A 19254-nucleotide genomic window follows, 5' to 3' on the forward strand; every position below is an offset into this window, starting at 1 on the left:
GTTGGTTAATTGTCGGATTTCTGAGAAAACCTGATTTAAAATCCTGCACTGATACCAAACGTGAGCGTACGGGCCAACGGGTAAGCACCATAATCGATACCTGCCGATAGTGGACTTTCGTAGTTGCTTACTTCGGGATTGTAGTTCAGATACTTCGTCCAGGTGTACAGATTCTGCGCGGAGACATAGACCCGTACCTGCTGAAGTTTGACCTTGCTGAGCAGGGTTGTTGGCAGCCGATAGCCTAAACTAACGTTCTGAATCCGTACATAACTGGCGTCTTCTACCCAGCGCGACGAAATGGCATTGTTGTTACCAGTGGTTCGTTCGTTGGCCCGTGGCGTGATGCCATCGCCCGGATCGCTCTCCGAACGCCAGCGGTGCAGAGCCGTTGTCAACTGGTTCTGATTGCCTTCCATGTTGTCGAAATACCGGCGACCCAGATTCAGAATTTTGCCGCCCTGTGTTCCCTGAATGGCAATGTTCAGATCAAAACCTTTGTAGCTGAACGAATTCGTGAAACCATAAATAAAGTCGGGCTGGTTGTTGCCCAAAATTGTCCGGTCGTTGGCCGTGATTTTGCCATCTCCATCGATATCAGCATATTTTACATCGCCGGGTTTGGACGTAGCATCGTGCGGATTGGCATCCAGATCAGCCTGATTCTGGAAAATGCCGAGTTGCTTGTAGCCATAAAAACTACCGATGGGTGCGCCGATCTGCGTGATATTCAGGTCACTAATGCTGCCGCTGGCTGTCCGGATGGGATCGCCGTTGGGCCCCAACGCCAGCACTTTATTTCGATTGAAGGAAATATTGAGCGTTGTGTTCCAGATAAATCCTTTGGTGAAGTTGCGGGTGTTAATGCCAAATTCCCAGCCTTTATTCTCCATTTTACCAATGTTCTTATAGGCCGTTGTGAAGCCCGTAAGCGACGGTACATTGACCGATAGAAGCAGATCTTTGGTAATCCGATGGTAATAATCGACAATCAGATAAATGCGGTTGTTGAACAACCCCAGGTCGACACCGGCGTCGAATTGCTGGTTTTTTTCCCAGCCCAGTTTCGAGTTCGCTAATGACGACGGGGCTAATCCGTTGATGAGGTTATTGTTGAAGCTGTAGTTATCCGGCCGAAGCAGGGCCACATACGGATAATTGTCCGAAAAGGCGTTGTTTCCTGAAAGACCGTAACTAACCCTGAGCTTTGTTTCCGAGATGGCCCGAATGTCTTTCATGAACGACTCTTCGCTGATGCGCCAGCCCAGCGAACCGGCCGGAAATGTACCCCAGCGATTTTCGGGACCGAAGATGGACGACCCATCGCGACGAACAGAGAGGTTGGCCAGGTACTTGCCTTTGTAGTTGTAGTTGGCTCGTGCAAAGTAGGAAACCGATGCATTGGCCGATTTGAACGACCAGGCCGTTGTAGTTGAGCCCGTAGCGCTGGCATTCAACGTTTCGACCACATCATTGGCGTAGGAACTCCCCGATGCACTGCTCGACTGAAACTTGGTCGAGGTGGCTTCCATACCCACCAATGCTTCAATGTTGTGGACCGACTTGATGGTCTTATTGTAGCCGACCACCTGATTGAATAACCAGCTCAGGCCCTGATCGGAATAGGCCGTTCCCATAGCCGTAGTAGGCGGCAACAGGTTGCTCAGCGGCATTCGGGAAGTCCGGTAAGTATTCCGGCGGTTGTCGCTAAAGTTAATGTTGGCCGATGCCCGGTAGTTGAAATTTTTCAGGAAGCCGTAGTCTACGTACACATTCCCCAACAGATTCCCTGACGTATAGGGGCTGCTGTATTCGGTAATGTTTGCCAACGGGTTTGTAACGCCCGGCAGGTTGTAGGGAGCTGCCAGTGCCAGTTGTGATGAATACGAACCATCGGCTGCATAGGTCGGGGCCATCGGTATGGCGGCCAATGCAGCGGTAATAATGCCCTGATTGAACCACTGATTCTCGGCGGTAACCTCCTGCGTGATACGGTATGACGGATTCAGGTTCAGCCCTACCTTCAATGTCGGCAATAAGTTTACTTCAACATTAGCCCGAAAAATATACCGATCGAGGCCCGATTTCAGGATGATACCATCCTGTTTCATGTAGCTTCCACTGACCAGATAACGCGCTTTTTCGTTTCCGCCCGATACCGAAAGCTGGTAGCTGCTCATTTTTGCTTTCCGATAAATCAGATCCTGAAAGTCAGTATATGGCAGGTTGGCTACTTTGGCCGGATCGTCGTAGTTGAACCAGTCGAACAGGTCGCCCCGTGGGTAGCGATAACGAAGGTAACTCGCTGGTCGTACGCTGTTTGGGTCAGTAGCTTTTGCTCCCGGAACATTGTCGAGGTATGCATTATTTGACCCTTCTTTGGCAAATTCGGCGTATTGCTGCGAGTTGAGAAGGTCGATTTTCTTGGTTACTTCCTGAAAGCCCGTATAGACGTCGAAATTCACCAGCGTGCGGCCTGATTTGCCCCGTTTGGTTGTAACAAGCAGCACGCCATTGGACCCTTTGGAGCCATAAATAGCAGTGGATGAGGCATCTTTCAGTACATCGATGCTCTCGATATCAACGCTATTGAGCAAACCGAAAACCCCGGCTCCGACAATGTTTCCATCGACAACGACCAGCGGTGATGTTCCCGCGCTGATGGAACCAAACCCTCTGACCTTGATGGTTGGCGCACTGCCGGGTGCGCCACTGCTTTGCTGAATTACAACACCCGGAATTTTGCCCTGCAAAGCCGTAGCAACGTTCGATACGGGCATATCTTTCACTTCGCCCATCGGTACCGAAGCAATGGCTGCTGTTACGTCGGAGCGTTTTTGCGTACCATAACCAACCACAACCACTTCGGCCAGCGATTTATTATCGGTCGACAGAATAACGGCCAGTATTGACTGATTGCCGACCACGACCTCCTGCTTTAAATAGCCTACAAAGCTGAAAACCAGCGTTGTTTCGGTATCGTTCATGTCAATCTTAAACTGACCCTGAGCGTCGGTTGTGGTACCTTTCTGGGTGCCTTTGACCAGAACATTAACACCGGGCAGGGTTTCGCCACTGGGATCGGAAACGGTTCCTGAAACTGTACGTATGGCTACTTCGGGTACACTGGGTAGCACGGCCTGGGCTTCGTCGAGCTGGGCGGATTTTGCCGGATGATCGGGCTTGATAATGATATTACTTCCGCTAACTTCATACGTTAACTGGAGTGGTTTTAAAACCCGATTGAGTACGTCGGCCAGCGGTTCGGCCTGACTCCGCACGGATATTTTACGATTCGATTGAATCAGTTCAGGGCTAAATACAAATCGGGCATCAACCTGTTTTTCAATTTGGTGCAGCACTTTTTTAACATTCTGACCCTCAATCAGAATTGTAATTCGCTGATCGAGGAGCTGTTGGGCCCTCCCATCGCGCGCCCACGAAATTCCGGCTAAAGCACAGACCAGAAACCATTGGATGAGGGTGATACGCATGATTGTTAGAAGACTGTCATCTGCCAGTGATAGTTTTTTCATACCTTTGTCAGGATTTGTTGGGTGAACGGAAAATTCGGCAAAATCCCCCCTAATCCATTCATTGTCAGTGAATGACTTCGGCTTGTCAGGTCAGTAAGTAGGGGAGTTTCAGAGGTCAGCTATGCGGGAACATAGCTGACCTTTTTTACTGGATGGAAGAGTTCATTTTGGTCTGCTAAGGGTTTTTACGATTAGGAATACGAATAAAGTATTATTGGCACCGTTGCCCACCGGTAATAACGACCCGATTGCCCTGAAGGGAATATTGAGCATCGAGGGCTTTGCAAATGACCGACAGTTTTTCGTGGAAAGGCTGACCGACCAGCGAGGCCGATAGTGAGCATTTGCCCAGAGCCGATTCATTGTAAACGATATCGACACCATAGGCTTTTTCGAGCGTACTGAACACCGCCGACACCGGCGTTTCATCGAAGTCAAACGATTGCTTGGCAACAACCAGCGTTCCGGGTTGAGCAAAGGTCGAGAGGGTATCTGCTTTGCGAACCAGTTGATGGCTGTCCGTTAGGTATTCGGCGCTCTGGTTTGGTGTCAATACCAGGCTATTTTGTTCAGAATCAGTGGTTTTTGGATTTGTCGATTCAGATTTTTCGAGCGAATAAACAGCTACTCGCCCTGTTTTGACTGCGACCTCTATGGGCTGGTTTGTGTCGGGCGCGTCGATGGAAAAACTGGTCCCGAGCACTTTGGTTGCTATTCCGCGTGTGTAGACCAAAAACGGGTTTGCCGGGTCTTTCACCACTTCAAAAAAAGCTTTCCCGACCAGATACACTTCGCGCTGTTGAAGCTTGTTCGGATAACTGAGCCGACTGCCCGGCTGGAGCACAACCGAACTGCCATCGCTCAGAGAAATCGTAAGTGGAGTATCATCATCGTTTCGGGTTTCTTGCAGAGCCGTTCCGGTAGGAACCGATTGCGTAAAGTGACGATAACCTTCCGGCTGGTCTGTTTTCTGGCTATACCAGTACGCCGTTGCCCCCAATCCCAAGGCCAGTGCAACCGAAGCGGCCATCTGCATCCAGCTCCAGCCGGTTCGTGTAACCTGAACAAAAGGCATGGGTGCTTCTTCCTGACGAACATGCTTCTGAATGGTCTGGCGCATCGACTGGCTCTGTGCTTCCGAAGGCTGGTTGGCTCCCGTTTGTTCGGCTAATGCCAAAATGTATTGACGGGCCGTCTCGATCACTGGTTTCTGAGCCGGATAGCTTTCCAGAAAATGCTGCCAGTAAGCCTCCTGTTTTTCGTCAGCGTACTTCACCCAGGCTATAAAGTCCGGGTCTTCCAGAAAATCAATCAGCGAGTAGAAGGCTTGTTTCATAACACGACAAAAACGGGATCTACGCAAGAAGTTATAGAACTATTTCCCCTTCATAAAGAAAGAAACAGAAAATGGGCCGTTGACCTCTTTTGTAGATAGAAATTTTTCTAAAAATTTTACAGATTCAGTAATAGCCAGAAAATCAGGAGCGAACCGATGAGCCAGTTCCGGTTCTGGCGAAGTGAAGTAAGCGCGCGATGGATGAAATTACGGACCGATTTTTCGTTGACGTCCATGATCTGGGCAATTTCACTGATGCCGAAATCATCGAAATAATACAGCGTAAGGGCTTCTACCTGCCGTTTCGGTAAGTGAGTAAGCAGCTCCTGAATTCGCCGACTTACTAAATCTCTCGATTCCTGTTCGATCTGTACGGTTTCTTCGGCAATAGCCATTGGCGTCTTCTCATCGTCAGCCATGTCATCGATGCTTTCGGCTGTTTGGTATTTGTCCTGCATCCGATGAATCCGGCGACGTAAGGATCGATACAGATAGAACTTGATGGAATTGATGTCTTCCGACAGCGTTGCCCGCATGCGCCAGACATCGATAAATACCTCCTGAACAGCATCTTCAGTCAGTGCTGAATCACTCACTAATTTATTGCCATAGTTGTATAGGGTACGATGATAGCGGTCAAAAATGGCCGTAAATGCCGATTCGTCTCCGTCGCGAAGGCTACGCCAAAGTTGCTGATCGGTGGAGTTAATCCAGGAGGAAGGTAGACTGGCCACTGTTGCTTATAACAACCAATTACTCGTAGAGGACGATAATTAGATAAACTTAATTATAGATGCGCAAAATACAATTAGTTTGTGGAAAGAGTTGCGTATCGTGATAAAATAGCAGAATCAGCGTATGCAGGATAGGTTGACTGCTTTCCTGCACTTTTTCGCAATTGGTCAGTCGATTTGCGTCGTTTGTCAGCGACCGCCCGATGAGTTCGTCGGACCTTTGTCATGTACTAATTGATTCACAACCATCATGAACGCAATTGCTGACAAACTGCCAACTATTCTTGTTCTGGGCGCTACGGGTAGTATCGGTTATGCCGTAACGGCTAACCTGCTCGATCGCCAACTGCCTGTTACTATCCTCGTCCGTAATCGGGCAAAGGCCGAGGCTTTATTTCCGAATCAGTCGACATTAACCATTGTCGAAGGTGATGTGCAGGATGCTGATTTGCTGAACCGGATTGCGGCTGATAAAGACTTCATTTTTCATGGTATCAACTATCCCTACAACAAGTGGTTTGGTACGATGGATGTAGCCACTCAGAAAGTAATCGATGCTGCCACACCAGCGAAAGCAACCATTGTTTTCCCCGGCAATGTATACAATTTTGGCAATACAAAAGAACCGATTCGGGAGGATAGTCACCCGAATCCATGCACTCGTAAAGGCCGGTTACGTGTTGAGATTGAAGCCCTTCTGGAACAGGCCGCAACCGCTGGCCGGTGCCGGGTGATGAACGTACGACTCCCCGACTTTTGGGGTCCTAATGTGTTGAATGCAGGTATTGCCCCCATTTTTGAGAATGCGCTGACCGGCAAAGCGATGCCCTGGATTCTGAATGCCGATGTGCCACACCAGTTAGTATTCACGAAAGATGCGGCCGAAATTATTGTCCGGCTCATGTTGCGCGAATGGGCTTTAGGCGAACAGTCTACAGAACAACCCTATCAAGTCTGGAACTATGGTGGAATCACCCTGCCATCCATTCGGGCGTGGTTTGGGCAGATCAGTGCGGTGACCGGCAACCCGCTGAAAGTGCAGGTGTACAGCCGTTTTCTGATTACGGCGCTGGGTTTGTTTATGCCCATTATGCGGGAGGTAAAAGAAATGCTGTACCTCTACGAAAACACCATTCTGCTCGATGACCGAAAGGTGCTTGCCTTATTTCCTGATTTTCGGCCTACGCCCATGAACGAGGCATTGACCGAAACCTTAACGTGGTTTGCAAAAAACCAGTTGAAACAGCCATTTAAGCCAGTCGCCAGCCAGTCTTCAATTCTTAGTTTTTAGCAGGCAGTTTGCGTTCCTGATTGAAAAGCCCTTACTCGCTTCTTTTAAAATCGAAAACTCATGAAAACGCTATTGAAATCCGAAGAGTTGATTCAGTTTTTAGGCTCTATTTACCTGTTCTCGCGCCTTGATTTTTCCTGGTGGTGGTTTCCTGCCCTGTTGTTGTTACCCGATCTGAGTATGATTGGTTATGCTGTAAATCCGGCAGTTGGTGCGGTTTTATATAATATTTTTCACCATAAAGGATTAGGTGTTGCCATCGGATTGCTCGGTCTGATGATGGGTAATCAGAACCTGATGCTGGCAGGAATCATTCTGTTTGCGCATTCAAGTATGGACCGTACGATGGGGTACGGCTTAAAATACCCGGACAGTTTTAAACACACCAGTTTGGAAACGCTTTAAAGCCAGGATTGCCAGAGCGATCAAGCCGCCAGAGCCAGTCGATAAGCCCCCGGTGTAACGCCCATCCACTTCTTAAACGACCGGAAGAAAACACTCGGCTCGGCAAAACCCAGCAGATAAGCGATGTCTGTTGTGCTCAGATTTTGCTCCCGCAAATGTTGAATAGCAAGCTCTTTCCGGATCTCGTCCAGCAGTTGCTGGTAGCTGGTACCTTCTTCTTTTAGATGAAGCTGTAGGGTCCGAATGCCCATTGCCAGCCGGTCGGCTACGGTTGCCAGCGTAGGTTCTTCGCCTTTCATGAGCAACACAATTTCGGCTTTAACCCGACTACTAAGCGAGGGCGTTTTGAGCTGGTTAAGCAGTCCCGTAGCGTGTTGTTCAAACATGGCCGAGAGGGCAGGGTTGGCATTCAGAACCGGCGTATCAAGCCAGGATGCATCGAGTACAAAAGCCGTTACGTCTGCGTCGAACGTCAGGTGGGCGGGGCCAAAAACGCGCTCATGCTCGCTCGTGTTGAGGGGACGCGGATAGGCAAACCGGATTTCGGTAGCTGTAACGTGCTGACCAGTTAAGGCGCGAATAGCCGATTGATAGATTGATAATTCGGAGTTGAGTGTATATTCCGGATAAATAATGTCTGGGCTGATGATGTGTAGCGACAGAACAAAGTGATCGACTGAACGCCCGGAATGAACAACCTCACCCCGCGTAGAAACGCCTTCGCAGACAATATCCTGGTATTGACATAACTTCTCAAACGCTTTACCAAGTGTTGGGCTATGCATCATCACATAAGCCAGCACACCAATGGCAACCGGATTGATCATTTCGCCAAGTTTCAGCGCAATACTAGAGTCGCCGGTAGCGGCTACGATCTCACGCCAGAGTGCCTGTACCTGGCGGATCTGAACGCGTCCGTCGGGGTTTCGCAACTCGTCAACGCTGATGCCTACTGTACGGGCCAGCGCGTCAGCATTGATTCCACGTTGCCGGGCTGCAAACAAAATCAGATTGACGGAGGCAATCGAGAGCGTATTATTGTTGGTATCGGATGTAGTCACGGGTGTTTATGGGAAGATTCGTTCGTGCGAAACAATCAGATCCGGGAAAATACGGCAGGGAATGTCCGTCGACTCGTAAACATCCACCAGTGCGTATTGCCCATCTTCGAGCGTATAGACATTGCCTGCTTTTTCTTTGGGCTGAACAATCCAGTATTCACGAACACCGGCTTCTTCATAAAGATTGTATTTCTCATTGAAATCATTCTTTGCCATTCGGGGCGATGTAATTTCAATGACCCAGTCAGGCGCTCCCAAACAACCATCGTCATCTAACTTTTTAAGGTCACATATGACGCAGATATCGGGCTGTACGACTGTGTATATCTGGTTTGGGTTTTTTCGATTCTGAACAGGGAACCGAACATCGAAGGGGGCATCATACACTTTGCATGATTTATCCTCAAAATACTTCAGGAGGGCAAATTCCAGGTTTACAAATGCATCCTGGTGTTTCCGCTTGGGAGCGGGCGACATTCTGTATAATTTTCCTTTTATCAGTTCTACGCTTTCGTCGAACTGCCACTTCAGGTAGTCGGTGTAGGTGTAGGTTCCTTTCGGATCGAGCTGAGAAATATCGGTGATCATCGTTGGGGCCGGGCGATTTCGTTATGCAAGTTCCGAAAATACGCCGACGACCGCAACAACCGGCTGCCATACCACGAAAACACCTCACCATCAACGATCAGGGTCCGGGCTGATGGGCAAATAGTCCGAAACTCGTTGATGTGTTTTTCGGAAAACGGAAAAGGCTCCGACGATAAAAAGATCAGATCGGGCTGGGCAGTTTGTAGGTCCGCCGGGGTTATGGCCGGGTATCGGGTTCGATTGGCAAATACGTTCCGGAATCCGGCAGTTTCCAGCATCGTGTGAATGAACGTGTCGTTAGCCGCAACCATATACGGCTTGCGCCAGATAAAGTAAGCAACTGTTTGTTGCTGGCCATCATCGGATAGCGTGATCAGCGTTGTCTTAATCTGGTCAGCCATTGTTTCAGCCTCTGATTCTTTCCCAACAAGTGCTCCCACTTCCCGAATCATGTTTACAGCATCGGGTATGGTTATAATGTCGGTGATGTGAACGGGATACTGTCGTTGTAGCTCCTCTATTTCTTCGCGGGTATTTTCTTCTTTATTGGCGATGATCAAATCCGGGCGAAGTGTGTGAATCCGGTCGAGATCAATCGTTTTCGTGCCGCCAACAAGTGCCTTGTTTTTTACTTTGTCGGTCGGGTGAATGCAGAACTTCGTAATACCAACAATCTCGCTGTCAAGGCCAAGATCGAAGAGTAATTCAGTTTGCGAGGGGACGAGTGAAATGATACGTTGAGGGGGCATAAAACGGGCATTCAGTACTCAAAAATAGGGTTTTAACTGCATTTTCATGCCTTTTAGCAAATCCGATACGGAGAGCAACAAATTTTGTGCAACTTTTACATACCACTTTTGCTCCTTATCCTGATGAAAGCTCAGATAATCACCCTATTGGCAGCTGGTTTGCTGATTTCGATCCGCACGACGGCTCAGACAGCCACGCCGGATAAATATGCTTCTGGTAAAATTACGTATGAAGGCATGCGCCAGATCGATCGGTCGCAAATGCGAACGGTCATCAACGGACAGGAAGTCCGACCCGGAAGCGCGGGTGCTCCCGACGCTCCCGAAGGCATGCCGGAAGTAATGTCATTCACGCAGAAGCTTGTCTTCTCGGGAACGATGGCTAAAGAAGAACGCGATCGACCCCAAAATATGATGATGCGCCGGAACAGAGAAGGCGATGGTTCCGGCAACGCGGGCGGCCCTCCGCGCAACATGCGCATGACGCCCCCGTTTGAGCAGCAGACGTATCTGGATCTGGGTAATCGGAAACGCATCGATGTGCTGACTGTCAAAAAAGATTCAACGAGCCAAACGACCTATCGTTCGGAGAATCCAATGCCAACTGCCAGCGATTGGCAAGCCAGCGACAAAACCAAGAAAATAGCGGGCTTCACCTGCCACAAAGCCACCGCAACCCGCCGGAAGCAGACGTACACGATCTGGTACACGACCGATCTGCCTTTTACGTACTCACCTGTTTCTGATCTGACACCTCCAACGGGCGTTGTTCTTCAGATCGAATCCGATAACGAATCGTACAAGGCGTCGTCAATTTCGACGGAAGCGATAGCAGCATCAGCCGTGCAACCGCCTGCCGATGCAAAATCAATTACGTCGGAAGAAATGGAGCAGATGCGCCGGAAGTCGATGGCTGATTTCCGCCAGCGTATGATGTCGTCCATGCCGGGTACGGGCCGGAATTAATGTGCTATAAATTTTTCAGCAGGTATTTTTCAGTGGGTACTCGTCAACGTACGCTGCCCACTGCCAGCTGAAAACTGCCTGCTGTAACTAGTAAGTCATCCTACAGTCATGAACCACTTTTTCACTTCACGCCTTTTTCGTGGCCTTCTTATTGTATTGATCCTAAGTCTGACCGCAACATGGGCGCAGGCCCAATCAGGTACGATCAAAGGAGCTGTTGTGGATTCCGTGACCAGAAAACCGCTGCTGGAAGCGTCGGTCTCTTTGCTTTTGGCACGTGATTCATCCCTGGTCAACTTTGGTATCACTGATGGCGAAGGCCAGTTTGTTTTCAAGAATGTCACAGAAGGACAATACCGGGTCTTGGTCACCTATGTTGGTTACCGAGGTGCCTCAAAGCGGGTTTCTGTGACCAAAGCTGACCCCAATGTCGATGCAGGGGCGCTGGAATTACTGGCTCAGTCTCAGACACTGACGGAGGTATCGGTTCAGGGTGAAAAAGCGCCCATGGCGGTTAAAGGCGATACGCTCGAATTTAATGCCGGGTCGTTTAAAACACAGCCCAATGCTCAGGTAGAAGATTTGTTGAAGAAACTGCCCGGCCTTCAGGTAGACCGCGATGGAAACATTACGGCGCAGGGCCAGGCTGTTAAAAAAGTGCTTGTCGATGGAAAGCCGTTTTTTGGCGATGATCCTAAGATGGCTACCCGCAATTTGCCCGCCGATATTATCGACAAAGTGCAGTTGCTGGACCAGATGTCCGAACAATCGGCGTTTTCGGGCGTCGATGACGGCGACCGGTCCAAAACGATCAACATCACAACCAAGAAGGACAAGCGTAAAGGTACATTTGGGCAACAATCGATTGGGGTAGGGCCCAAGCCGGGAGACGATCCGCGCTACGTCGCTAAAGCTACCTTAAACCGGTTTAGCAATGGTCAGCAGATGTCGATCCTGGGTATGGCTAATAACATTAACCAGCAGGGCTTTACGGCGCAGGATTTAGGACTCGGCAATAACTTTGGCGGTAGCGGCCAGGGGTCGGGGGGTAATTCGGGCGGAGGGAGCTTCGTGCGCAGTGGCAACGGCGGGGGGAGTGGCAACGGAAACGGTCAGGTCGGTAATAATGCCATCACCAAATCATGGGCGGGCGGTATCAATTACCGCAATAGCTTCGGTAAAAAAATCGATATGGCTGGAAGTTACAACATATCTAACACCAATACCCTGACCAATCAGAGCAGCCGCCGGGAAAATATTCTGCCCGGTGCCAGCACATCAGGGACATCCGTCCGTACGGATTCGACATTTGTACGCAACCAGACCAATGGTTCAGAGAATACAAATACCAATAACCGGTTCAACCTCCGGCTCGATTATCGACTCGACTCGCTTACGACCATCCGGCTGATTCCCAATGTGTCGTGGCTTGAGTCAAATTACATGAATCAAAGCCAGTCACAAACACTTAGTGGGCAAGGTGTTACAACCAACACGAGCAACACAAACTATAACTCGACCGGCAGCGGTATCAACGGAAACAATAGTTTGTTGCTGTTTCGGAAGTTTCGCAAAGCTGGCCGTACATTCTCCGTGAACTGGAACATAGCGATCAATGATCAGGATAATCTGGGTATTAACAAGTCACTGACCAAGTCGACTACGCCACTCCCTACGTCGTCTGGATCGCCAAGCAGCCAGACCACCACCGATGGATTGTATACGCAGCAAATCAATCAGCAGAACCGCCAGCAAACGAACTCCATGACCAACAGCATCAACGCGTCCTATACGGAGCCGTTGTCGATGCGGCAAACGCTTGAGTTTCACTACAATCTGTCGAATAACCACAATGAATCGAACCGGGCAGTCACGGACTTCAACGAAACAACGGGGCAATATGACCGTCCGAATGCGTTATTAAGCAATAATTTCATCAATACGTACATGACCAATCGGGGCGGGTTAACGTGGCAAACCAAGCGGTTAAAGTATACATATGCATTGGGTGTCGATGGGCAGCAGGCCAGCCTGAATTCAACGAACCTGAGCCGGGAAACGTCCCTGAGCCGCACGTTTACGAACCTGCTGCCGAATGCACTGTTTACCTATAATTTTGCCAAAAATACCACCCTGCGGTTCAATTATCGTACCCGCATCAATGCTCCTTCGGTAAATCAGTTACAGCCTGTGCCCAATAACACCAACCCGCTGAATATCCAGTTGGGGAACGCCGATCTGCAACCCGAATACAGTCATAACATATCCCTCAATTTCAACCGGTTCGATCCGGCCACGTTCCGCAATATGTTCGTGTCGATTAATGCCAGCCGAACCGACAATAAAATTGTCAATTCAACGACGTTTAATCCGTCGGGTGCCCAGACTACCCGGCCCGTCAACACAAATGGCTACTATACGGTAACCGGTTTTCTGGTACTGGGTCGGGCACTGAAATTCCAGGATCAGCGGGTCAACCTGAACCTGAATACCAATCTGACGTACAATCAGGGGACGAGTTTTGTGAATGAGCGGGCAAACCTTGCTCAGAACTGGCTCATTGGGCAGGGGTTAAGCCTGAACACAAACCTGTATGATAAACTGGATCTGAACCTGGCGGGAAACATTAGCCTGCAGTCGGCGAAATATTCGCTGCAACCACAACAGAATACAACGTATCTGAACCAAACCGGAACACTGGATTTATACTACCAGCTTCCGCTACGGTTTACGTTTACGACCAATGTCACATTTAACCATTACGGAGGCACGTCGGGTAGCTACAACCAGTCGTTTACGCTACTCAATATGGCATTGGCGCGCCAGTTGTTTAAACAGAAACAGGGCGAATTGAGACTTCAGGTCTTCGATTTGCTCAATCAGAACCGCAGCGTTGTCCGGAACGTCACGGATACGTACGTCGAAGAAGTACAGAGCCGGGTTCTGAATCGGTATTTTACCCTGAGCTTTGTTTACAACCTGCGTAAGTTCGGAGCCGGTTTTACACCGCCATCCAACAACAACCGGTTCATGCGTCCGGGTGGTCGTGATGGACAGGGCGGGGGAGGCTTCCGGCGAAACGGATAGTTACTAAGGGCGGGATCTGTACTACTTGATTCGACCAATTGGCTATCAGTCCTTTATTTTTCGGTCATTGTTTCTACGCCATCCCATCCCTCCGATGGGGTCTCCACTAAATACCGCGCTGCGTTCAGCAAGTACCGATAAGCCGTTTTATCGGCCGGATTTATGTCCAATACTTTTCGTAGCGAAACGGCTGCTTCGCCGAACCGCTTTTTGTAATAATTATCTAATCCATCTTTAAATAAGTCGAGCGTCTGTATCTTCTTCTCAAGTAAATCAGGCGCATTTGTGCTGATCATCTCGTATACATCCAACGCATCTTCTTTCCCCTTAACCCGAATATGACCCAGAAACCGGAACATGAATAAGCCAGGATGGAGAATGCCAGTCAGGGTTTTTTCGCTCAGCAGAATCGTACTGCCAAATGTTTTGGTAAGTCCCTCCAGTCGTGACGAAATATTGACGGCATCGGAAATAACGTTGGCATCATGGCGTTCTTCGTCGCCGATAATACCCATCATTACTCGACCGGTATGAATACCCATGCCTACGCTAATCGGTATCCGGCCATCAGTCAGGCGCTTTTCGTTATACTGCTCAATCGTTTCTGAAAGCTGAAGAGCAGCCCGTAGTGCATCTTCAGGATTGTTCTTGAATACGGCAATGAAGCCATCGCCAAGGTAGTGATTGATGAAGCCCTGATTGGCCCGGATCACAGGTCCGACACGTTTGAGGTAGGTATTGATAAAACGAAAATTATCTTCCGGGGTCATGCCTTCCGACAAACTCGAATAAGCGCGAATGTCGCAGAACATTACTGTCATTTCCTGATCGATATTGTCGCCTAGCTCGACCTGTAAAATGTTTTTCCGGCCTAGCGCGTTGATGAACGAATGCGGCACGAACCGCTGGTAGGCCCGGCTTAGTTCTACCTGTTCGCGATAGAGGATGGCATTGGCAAGCGAAGCAGCCATCTGACTGCTCAGTAGACGCAGCAGATTAAGACCTGTAGACGTAAAGGCGTTATAACCGGTCTGGTGTTCAAGATAAAGAATGCCAACCATATCGCCCTTGAAAATCAACGGAATACATAAATAGGACGCTGGTGCCTGTGCTTTCAGATACGGATCTCGTTCGAAAGCTTTGAGCAACTTTGTATTACTGGAAAAAACTTCAGCCTGGGTACGAATCGCATAGTTGATTACCGTTGCAGGCAGCGTTTTTATGTTATCCAGATCAGTTGGTTCAAAGTCAGATTTATTCGTAGCCAATAGATTTTGTTCGGCTTCAACGCGCCAGGCACCCAGGTTGGGAACTAACAATACGGCTCGCTGCCCCCCCGCATTTTCCAGCACGATCCGGAGCATTTTGTCCAGTAAACGATCCAGAACCAGCTCTTCCGATAACGCACTGGCCGCTTTGAGCACGCTTCGAATATCAAGTACACTACTGTTTTCCGAAACGGTTGTACGCAGATAATTTCGGGCTTTCAGGTAGTATGGCCTAGTCGCGCCGTCGCTATTGGGGTCAACAGCAGCAAACAAGGATTCATATTTTTTGTCGATTGCCTCAGCTACCCGTGTGTAATCCAACCGGTAAAACGTGTATCGGGCCGTTTCGATATGGGGTTTAGCATAAAACGGGTAACCCGCTCCCAGCCAGAAATCAGCTGCCAGGCGGTGAATCAGAGCCAGTTCGCGTTCATAGCCATTGGCTTCGGCGGAAGTTATGGCTTTGGCATAGTTCCGAACAGCTACTGCATTTTCTAATCTGGTACGGGCAATTTCTGCATCAATCAGCAGTTTTTTATGGGTAAATGTGGCAGGGTTGTGTAGTGCCCATGTCGTAAATTGCAGGCTGAACTGGTCAATTTTTGTCCAGTACAAAGCTTTTGTCTGCTCATCTGCCTGGGGTAGCAAAGCCAGTAATGTCAGACAGTATGTTAGTCGAAACGAAGTGTCTATGGCCACACAGCCGCTCATCGCGCCAGCCAGCGCATAAGCTGTTTCCAGACACTCCTGAGCCTCGTGGAGCCGTCCAAGTAAATAGAGAGCCTGTCCTTTCAGTACATTATAGACCGTACTACCGAATGCGTCATTGACGGTTTGGCAATAGGAGAGTAATTCCTGCTCACTTTTCTCGGGTAAGTCGAAGCTATTCTCCGATGCTGTTTTTCCGGTCAGACAGGCTAGTACGAGGTTCAGCCCCCAAAGCGAATCGTGGGCTAAATCGTGATGGATTTTTTTGGTAAACTCCAGCCCCTCGGGTAGGCGATTGAGCAATGCATTCAGCGACTCCTTACCCTGATAATAGCTGTTGAAATACGGAAAAAAGCTGGTGTATCCTGCATAAATCAACTCGCCTGCCTCCAGGCTGAGCTGATAAAATTCATCATTTAGGGCCACGGTTTCGCTAATGGGGCGCATCCAGGGCAGGTTGTAGTTGGTGTATAAGTGGCCTACCCGGCTCAGATGCCGGGGCGATTCTTTGATGAATTTTTGGGCTATTTTTCGGCTAAGCTGAGCCGCCGGAAAAGCGAAATCATACTGATTCAAAATGAAAAACAGCAAGCCAAGCTCAGAAAAGGCATACCCGCCCTGTGGAGTCAGGCCATGCTCAATGGTCAGGTCAATTTTGAACAGTACGTGGATGGTCCACAAACTTGACTCCCCTGTTACATAGGTTGGTGGTGAGAGATTGTCCAGAATGTTGATAATGGCCAACAACCGTTTGTCGGTCATGTCTTCTTTGTCGTAGATACCTTCGACCCCGTGTTGACCGAAATACGTCAGAATTTTTGTGAGCACGGCCGGAATGAGCGCATCTGCGTCGGCCGCTTTTTCGGGGAAGTCGAAATCGAGCAATTTCAGTCCCTGTCGGGCCGATTCGATAGCCTCGTAGTAACGAGTTGTATTGCTCTGAATCTGCATCAGCAGAAAATACACATCCGCTTTTTCAGATAAGGTCTGTACATGCTCAAGGCAGACATGCATTAGGGTTTCTGCCGCCGAGAAATTGCCGTTGAGGTATTCCAGATCAGCCGCTGTTTTGTGGAGCAATAAAGCAAAATCATAATCGTCGGTCCAGCTTTGATCGCCTGCCAGCCGCCGGGCCAGATTGACATACGTGAAGGCCGATAGATGCGCACTTGCCTGGCGGGCTTTCAGGCTGGCTGTCAGATTCAGGCGGGTGAGCTGGGCGCGTTCGGCGGGTTCCGTGATTAGTTCAGCACCTGCGTTGAGGTGGTTGACCAGATCAAACAAATGGTCTTCGTTGTGGAGTTGGTGCTGGAGCAGAAAACGCCCGATCCGTAAATGAAGCCTGGCCTGCTCGTCGCTGGTCATGAGCGAATAAGCGGCCTGTTGTACGCGGTCGTGTGAAAACTCGATCTGAATCCTGAATGACTCGGTATGCTGAATAATGTCTGCATACTGATAGTTTTCTCCGACTGGCGAAATGAGCCCTTCTTCGACAGCCGCCCATAGATTCTGTAATGATTCTGGTATATCCTGCCCGCTCAGATAGGCCAACAGCTGCATATCAAACAAACCACCAATACAGGCTGCCATTTTCAGAAGCGACTGAGTGGTTTCGGGCAGCATTCCCATTTTTTCTACCAACAGATCGATCACATTGTTGGTAATGGCCCGGCGACGAATACCGGCAAAATCAATTTGCCATTTGAGTTGGTTGGCGTCGAAGATCACCAGCCCCATTTGATTCAACGATTTCAAAAATTCCAGCGTGAAGAATGCATTGCCCTGCGTTTTGGCATAAACCAATTTGGTTAGTTCCTGTACCGTGCTATCATCGGTCAGTAATGATTCTTTGATGAGTTGAAACAGGTGTTCTTCGCGTAGTGGGTCCAACACGATAGCGTTGATTACTGCCGATTCATCCTGGGCTGTATCGAGCATTTTCAACAGCGGATGCCCAGCACTTACTTCGTTGTCGCGGTAGGCACCAATTACCAGAAAGCACGAATGATTTACATCCGTTATCAATAGGCGAATGAGATTGAGCGAGGCCACATCGGCCCATTGAAGGTCATCCAGGAAGAGAACAAATGGGTGTTCAGGTCGGGCAATAGCCTTCATGAATTTTGAAAAAACAAGATTGAAGCGGTTGGTAGCTTCCTGTGGATCTAGTTTAGGTACATCGGGTTGTGGGCCAATAAGAGTCGTTAATTCAGGAATCATGTCAGTTAGTACCTGCCCATTTTCACCGACACTTTCCTGTATCAATTGCTGCCACCGGCTGAGGGTTTCCTTACGTTCGGTAAGTAACAGCATACAGAATTCTCCCAGCGCTTGTTTAAACGCAAAATAGGGAATGTTGCGTTGATACTGATCGAACTTGCCGCCGGCAAAATACCCCCGTTTCTCGGTGACAGGCTTATAAATTTCGCCAATAAGGGCTGTTTTGCCTACCCCCGAATAACCGGCAACCAAAAATAGTTCGACACTACCCCGACTGACCCGGTCGAAAGCCCGTAAGAGCGTTTCTACTTCACCAGGCCGCCCGTAGAGTTTCTGAGGAATCTGAAATTTCCCCGAAAAATCGCGTTGTTTCAACGGGAATGGGTTGATCTGACCAGTTTCGCGATATTGAGTCAGGCAACGTTCGAGGTCAACTTTCAGCCCAAATGCTGATTGATAGCGCTCTTCTGCATTTTTGGCCATGAGCTGAGTCACGATTTCTGAGACAATGGCCGGAATTGCCGGATTCGCGGATGTTGCATTCGGAATCGGCCAGGCAATATGGGCATGCACCAGTTCAAGCGGGTCGGTTGCCTGGAAAGGAAATTGACCCGTCAGTACCTGATACATGGTAACACCCAGCGAATAGAGATCCGATCGACTATCGACCTTTCGATTGACACGGCCTGTCTGCTCCGGCGACATGTGCGTGAGTCGACCCTTGATCCGTTCTGGATTGCCCAGATTTGTGGAGAGCAGGTCGATCCGGTTAGCGATTCCGAAATCAATCACCACAGGGCTTTTCGTTTTTTCGATCCACAGGATATTGTTGTCGTGAATGTCTTTGTGGATGATATTTCGATTATGTAACTGCCCTAAAATTCCTGACACCGTAATAAACAGTGAAAGCACCGTATCGAGCGGCTGATTCTTGCCAACAAATACTTCGCCAAGGGTAGCCCCGTCAATGTATTCCAACAGGAGCGAATATTGCTGATTTTCCTTGTGAAGGGCAAGCGACCTGCGAACGCCGGAAATGCGCAGATCTTTTGTGTATTCAAACTCATTCGTGAACTGAAGAATCTGGTCAGGATCAGGTGTCGTGGCCCGTAACACCTTCCGGATTTGCGTCCCATTGGGACCTTTCTCGCGGAAGATCAGGGTTTCGTCACTCTCATAAAGTAGTGTAGATAGCGTATCCATGATGGCGAATTGAATGTTGTACTCGTACGGTTAATTAGTGGTGGTTGCTGCGCCGGACTTGGTAATATGCCAGCCTGGCAACCACAAACCTATGCTCATAAA

General features: G+C 49.2%; 11 protein-coding genes. 4 read left to right on the top strand and 7 right to left on the bottom strand.

Features of this window, described 5'->3' with window-relative positions; translation table 11 throughout:
• Positions 1 to 35: 35 nt before the first annotated feature.
• The 3 genes from GJR95_RS32950 to GJR95_RS32960 form a co-directional block, all read right to left on the bottom strand.
• Entirely contained in the window at positions 36 to 3536 is a 3501-nt protein-coding gene (locus tag GJR95_RS32950) for a TonB-dependent receptor (RefSeq protein WP_232540936.1), read from the bottom strand.
• A gap of 211 nt (positions 3537 to 3747) precedes the next feature.
• Positions 3748 to 4872, bottom strand: a complete 1125-nt coding sequence (locus GJR95_RS32955; RefSeq protein ID WP_162389904.1) for a FecR family protein — start codon at positions 4870 to 4872, stop codon at positions 3748 to 3750.
• 116 nt (positions 4873 to 4988) lie between these two features.
• The gene (locus GJR95_RS32960; RefSeq protein ID WP_232540937.1) at positions 4989 to 5606 is read right to left on the bottom strand and encodes an RNA polymerase sigma factor; all 618 of its coding nucleotides are present in this window, start codon (positions 5604 to 5606) and stop codon (positions 4989 to 4991) included.
• A 250-nt stretch (positions 5607 to 5856) separates the two neighbouring features.
• Between GJR95_RS32960 and GJR95_RS32965 the strand changes: the two genes are divergently transcribed.
• Positions 5857 to 6897, top strand: a complete 1041-nt coding sequence (locus tag GJR95_RS32965; RefSeq protein ID WP_162389905.1) for an NAD-dependent epimerase/dehydratase family protein — start codon at positions 5857 to 5859, stop codon at positions 6895 to 6897.
• 60 nt (positions 6898 to 6957) lie between these two features.
• Entirely contained in the window at positions 6958 to 7302 is a 345-nt protein-coding gene (locus GJR95_RS32970; RefSeq protein WP_162389906.1) for a DUF4260 domain-containing protein, read from the top strand.
• Between the two features lie 20 nt (positions 7303 to 7322).
• Here GJR95_RS32970 and GJR95_RS32975 read toward each other — a convergent pair whose 3' ends face one another.
• The 3 genes from GJR95_RS32975 to GJR95_RS32985 are packed head-to-tail and all read right to left on the bottom strand — an operon-like array spanning position 7323 to position 9700.
• Positions 7323 to 8363, bottom strand: coding sequence for an AraC family transcriptional regulator (locus GJR95_RS32975; RefSeq protein ID WP_162389907.1), 1041 nt, complete (start codon positions 8361 to 8363; stop codon positions 7323 to 7325).
• 6 nt (positions 8364 to 8369) lie between these two features.
• On the bottom strand, positions 8370 to 8951 hold the full coding sequence (locus GJR95_RS32980) for a Uma2 family endonuclease (RefSeq protein WP_162389908.1): 582 nt from the start codon (positions 8949 to 8951) through the stop codon (positions 8370 to 8372).
• The gene (locus GJR95_RS32985; protein ID WP_162389909.1) at positions 8948 to 9700 is read right to left on the bottom strand and encodes an ABC transporter substrate-binding protein; all 753 of its coding nucleotides are present in this window, start codon (positions 9698 to 9700) and stop codon (positions 8948 to 8950) included. The genes GJR95_RS32980 and GJR95_RS32985 overlap by 4 nt, the downstream gene beginning before the upstream one ends.
• A gap of 123 nt (positions 9701 to 9823) precedes the next feature.
• Here GJR95_RS32985 and GJR95_RS32990 point away from each other — a divergent pair, with 123 nt between their 5' ends.
• Complete coding sequence (locus GJR95_RS32990; protein ID WP_162389910.1) at positions 9824 to 10666, top strand: GLPGLI family protein; 843 nt, start codon at positions 9824 to 9826, stop codon at positions 10664 to 10666.
• Positions 10667 to 10774: 108 nt separating this feature from the next.
• Positions 10775 to 13753, top strand: a complete 2979-nt coding sequence (locus GJR95_RS32995; RefSeq protein ID WP_162389911.1) for an outer membrane beta-barrel family protein — start codon at positions 10775 to 10777, stop codon at positions 13751 to 13753.
• A 53-nt stretch (positions 13754 to 13806) separates the two neighbouring features.
• Here the strand turns inward: GJR95_RS32995 and GJR95_RS33000 are convergent, their stop codons facing one another.
• A complete protein-coding gene (locus GJR95_RS33000; protein WP_162389912.1) occupies positions 13807 to 19152 on the bottom strand; it encodes an AAA family ATPase in 5346 nt (1781 codons plus the stop codon).
• Between the last annotated feature and the right edge of the window lie 102 nt (positions 19153 to 19254).

This window comes from Spirosoma endbachense (genome assembly GCF_010233585.1).
Lineage (GTDB): Bacteria > Bacteroidota > Bacteroidia > Cytophagales > Spirosomataceae > Spirosoma > Spirosoma endbachense.